The sequence below is a fragment of the Mesorhizobium sp. M2A.F.Ca.ET.037.01.1.1 genome, assembly GCF_003998075.1.
Taxonomy (GTDB): Bacteria; Pseudomonadota; Alphaproteobacteria; order Rhizobiales; family Rhizobiaceae; genus Mesorhizobium.
The window spans coordinates 1-4,402 of record NZ_RZSA01000571.1; the positions used below are offsets into that span (position 1 = coordinate 1).

At 61.1% G+C, this 4,402-nt stretch carries 2 protein-coding genes and 2 pseudogenes; all 4 read right to left on the minus strand.

The genetic code is table 11. The features are described 5' to 3' along the window. Positions 1 to 579, minus strand: a pseudogene (locus tag EOA27_RS24410) (phage tail protein); the annotation flags it as partial. Between the two features lie 90 nt (positions 580 to 669). Further along, positions 670 to 1,296 carry a DUF4376 domain-containing protein gene (locus EOA27_RS24415; protein WP_127257456.1) on the minus strand — a complete coding sequence of 209 codons (627 nt, stop codon included), beginning with the start codon at positions 1,294 to 1,296 and terminating at the stop codon, positions 670 to 672. Between the two features lie 770 nt (positions 1,297 to 2,066). Next, positions 2,067 to 2,984, minus strand: coding sequence for a hypothetical protein (locus EOA27_RS24425; protein WP_127257461.1), 918 nt, complete (start codon positions 2,982 to 2,984; stop codon positions 2,067 to 2,069). Between the two features lie 9 nt (positions 2,985 to 2,993). Further along, positions 2,994 to 4,402: pseudogene (locus EOA27_RS40895) on the minus strand (DUF4815 domain-containing protein); the annotation flags it as partial.

Consider the following 4,402-nt stretch of genomic DNA (forward strand, 5'->3'; position numbering starts at 1 on the left):
GGTGTAGCGGCCGGCCTTGGTGATCGTGATCGCGGTGAGTTGGCCGCCGGCAACGGTAAAGGTGCCCTCGGCGCCCGAGCCGGTTCCGCCGGTGAAGGCGAGGGCGAACGTGCCATTGGCACCGCCATTGCCGGGTGTGATCGCGCCATGGCCGGCGATGCCGACCGGGCGCTCGCCGGTGAAGCCGGGGGCGATGAGGATTCGCGGGGTGACGCCCACGGCCGATTGTGCCTCAAGGGCCTTGTAACAACCCTCAAGAACGTTCGCGAGGGTTTCGCCATCGTCCGCGCCTTCCTCGACGCGGCAAACCACGATGACGGCGCCGATCTGTTGAAGGATGAGGTCGACCGCGTTCGGCAGAGTGCCGAGCCGAGTCTTGCCGACCGAGGTATCCAGCTTGGCGGCCTCGGCGCGGCTACCGGCGATCAGCACCGGCGTATTCAGCGGGAACGCCAGGGCGTCCGCGTCCGGCGCGGTGCCGACCACGAAGATGACCGAAGAGCGGACGGTGCGAATGGGGCGGGGGCCGTCATCGATTTCGATAAGTTCGACGCCGTGCAGAAATTGAGTGCCAGCCATAATTGCGATCTCCGAATGTCAACGCTTTCATAGGCCAGCGTTGACGTTTCGCAAACGAAGGATGTTGCGTTTACCGCCGAGGCCGGGGCTTCATTGGCCCGGCCAATCGGCCTCGATATCCACCGCGTCCAAGGCTTCGATATCAGACGCCGCCATGATGCTGGCCGACAATGCCCTGGCGCGGCTGAAACAGGCCTGCACATGGCGCCCGACCGCGATACCGATAGCCTTCATGGTTGCCGTGTCCAGCGTTACCCAAATGCCCGGCTGAGCTTCCCAGTCGATGGCTTCCAAGGATGGGTCGTTCTGGAAAAGCGAAACCGCGCCGGTGATCTTGGCTTGGCTGTTCGCGTCCGTTCGAACCGGGGCGCCGTTGATGGCGATACCTCCCGTCTCAACGCTCCACCGCTTGTCGGCTAGCGCGGCGAGCTTGAGGTCGCGGACAGTTTCAAAAGGCAGATCGGTGACAACGTACTTCACCGTAGCCGTGGTTTCCGTGACTTCCCATTGATCAATCGGCGCGACCGCGCACGCCTGCTTACGGGCATCAAAGGTCGGCGGTTCATCGATCAGTTTAAGCCCATAACCGGCGGCGACGAGTTCGTCAGCCGTCAACCGACGAGAGGTTTCCGGGGTGTCACCTGTTAACCAGTCAGGATGACCTTGTGTATACCTTAGTCCAGCCTCGTTAGTTACGAGGAAGATGTCGTTACTCATAGTAATCCTTTCTTATGTAAAGTTCACGCCAACGAACGCCGACTGGACGCTCGCACTAAGCGTGACTGTCTCTGTATACGATCCTGGGGTATTGTATCCTAAGGTAGCAGCCATGAAGCTACGACCTCCGGACGTGCCCACCGCGTAAACGTCTTCAGATGCGGCAGACCATGTTCTAGTTACGTTACTTCCTAGTACACCGCCCCACAGGGTCACACTATCATCAGGAGCGGTGAGAGTTGCGGAGACAAACGAAGCTGTACCGGCAGCCTTCGCCACTACAGGCACCGAGTTTCTGTAGCCTGATACTGCATAGAAAACCACTAACGCGTCCGCAACACCGCTCTGGCCATTACCGCCGTTAAGACCAATGCTAACGCTACGCGTACCCGCCGCCACAGCCGAGTATCCAATACCAGCCTTCATGTTGTTCGATGGGACAGCTACAGCGAGTGTGCCTGCTACTCCGTCAACAGAATACGCAGTGACGGATCGTGCAACAGGTCCGTAGCACAGGAGCATAGTGACCAGGATACAGTTCTCTGGAACAGTAACATTCTGTATGAAATCCTGATTGCCAGGATTAGCGTAGGGTACACTCCCAAGATACTGTACGTACGGGGGAAACGTAGGTTTCCATACGCCGGCGCTACACGCGTATCCGCGCCTTGGCAGCTTCCAGACCCCGCCGTCCTTGACATGGCTTCTGCCTTTGTTGGCGAGCAACAGTCTCTTCCAGACGCCGGCATCTTTCACATATGCCGACATGATTACACCTGAAACCAGAGGTCGCCGTTCGCGCCGCCCGAGGGGGCGGCGGTGGAAATCGTGGTGACGCGGTAGGCCGCGTATCGAGTATCGAGCAAGGTCGCAACGTTGCCCATGTGCACGATTTCATAGGCGGCGGCGCCCATCGACCAGCCGCCAACCTTCAGCTTGTTGTCGGTATCGAGGCCGAAGTTGACGGCATAGGCGCCGGTTCGGTTGAGCGAAATGAAAGCTGCCGCGCCAGTAGCGGGGTTAGGCGTGGCAATGGACAAGCCCGCGCCGGCACCCGATCCGTTCTGCCCGATTATCCCCGCCGTTCCCGACGCAAAGGATTGCGCACCCGTGAAGGCGTTGCCGCCCGCGAGATTCGCTTTGGTTGCAAGGGCGGCGGCTATCTCGGAGAGCGTGTCGAAGGCGGCGGACACCCCGCCGAGTACAACGTCGATAGCCGCTTTGACGAACCCGGTCGTCGCAACTTGGGTCGTGTTCGTGCCTGGGGCCGCCGTGGGCGCCGTGGGCACCCCCGTAAGCGCCGGGCTCGCTAGCGGCGCCTTGAGGCCGACCGAGGTCAGAATTTGCGTGATGATGTCCGGGTTATTTTGCAACGCCGCCGCTAGTTCCGCGATGGTGTCCAGGGCCGCCGGTGCGGCCCCGATGAAGTCTGCAAAGTTCGCTCGCACCCATTGCGTGGTTGCGATACGGGTAGAGTTGTCAGTGCTGCCCGGAGTCGGGGCCGTAGGCGTCCCGGAAAGCGCGGCGTTGAGCGATGGGGCCTTCTGCACCAAGGCGGTGAGGATTGCCGCGACGTCCACGTCTATGGCCTGCAAAGCGGCTATAACACGCGCAACATCGTGCTTGAGATTGTTTTCGCCGAACGGAAGTGGATAGGCCCGGTTTGGGGTGGCTACATCGATGGTCATTGGTCAACCTCAAATCGAGAAGGCGCGAAGGTCGGAAACCGCCGGGCGAGCCGCCGGTGAACCGGTGAGCGTGAGACGGATACGGCCCTGAATCGCGGTCAGGCCGGTGGTGCGGAAAGTCCGCTCAAAGGTGCCATCCGCCAGCACCGTGGCCGATGCCTGCGGCAGCAGTTGCCAATTATCGTCAGCCTTGTCGTAATGAACGGTAAGGGCCGAGCCTGCCGGCAGCTTGGTTTTCATCACCGCGTCGAGGCGGATCAGGTTCCCCATCGTGAACGCGTCGCTGACATAAACGCCGTTGGCCTGCATCGTGCCTTTGATCGCAAGCACGTCACGGCCCATGATTGGCGAAACCTTGTCGGTGCCCGTCAGGATCGCGCGCAAAGCGGCGTTGCCGGTGAAGAACGATTGCCGCTCCCACACCTGGCCGGGCTCGATGCGCACCGGAGTTTCGCCCACGGGCTCGATTTCGAACACGACGCGGGTGTCGCCGGTCGGCAAGAACACCTGCGCTTCCGCGATGAAATCGGAAAGCGAAATCGCGGTGACGGTGCCGAGGGCGATTGTCTTGGATACCGGATCGAACTTCGCCGCGTTGAGGCGGAAAGTCAGGTCTTCGTCTTGGTGCGCTGTCCAGGTCGAGGCATTCGAGGAACTGAAACGAACGCCGATGGTGTAAGGCTGCGCGCCAATCCATTCCTGCCGGGCCGCGTCGAAGCCGCCGCGCGCCGCATAGGAAACCGAATGGTTCGGGTCATTCGTCTTGAGAACGAAGGCGGTTTCAACACCGGCCGGAATGAAGACGGGGGGATCAAAGGTGAATTTGTGCCAGGTTCCGATGATCGCGGAATGCATGTCGGTCTCGGTCTGCGCGATGACATCGGTCGTCGGGTAGCCGTTATCCATCGTGACGATTTCGCAAAGCACGGGCTGCGAGGCGTCGCCGATGGCGCAAAACTTCACCTCGATAGAGGCGATGTGCCGGCCCTCGGCGAACATGAATGATTGCGCCACCGGGTCGGTGCGACCGCCGTTGGGGCCGCCATTACCGCCGCCACCGCCGCCGCCCGTGTTGCGCGGCGGCGGATCACGGAAACGCTGTACGGTCGTGATCTGTTGGCTAGTGTTGATCTCAATGCGGCCCTGGCCTGTGAACTCGGCGGCGGCGCTATCGCCGCCAGCGCCCACGGCGGCGACGTGCTTGGTGCCCGAGGGGACATTCGCCGGAATAGTGAAGGTGCCCACGACCTTGCCGTTGACATCGGCCGCGAGAGGGCCGGCCGGCGTAACGTCGATGCCGTCAAATGTGAGCTTTTGCAGGATTTCGCCAGGGCCAAAGCCATCGATTTCGAATGCGACATTGATCTGGCGAAGGAAATAGGCCGTTACATCGCGCGTGGACGTGATGACCTCGACAT

What these genes read in the sequence shown, in the direction of transcription:
- EOA27_RS24415 (WP_127257456.1), bottom strand. Translation starts at nt 1,296, where the DNA reads ATGAGTAACGACATCTTCCTCGTAACTAACGAGGCTGGACTAAGGTAT.
- EOA27_RS24425 (WP_127257461.1), bottom strand. Translation starts at nt 2,984, where the DNA reads ATGACCATCGATGTAGCCACCCCAAACCGGGCCTATCCACTTCCGTTC.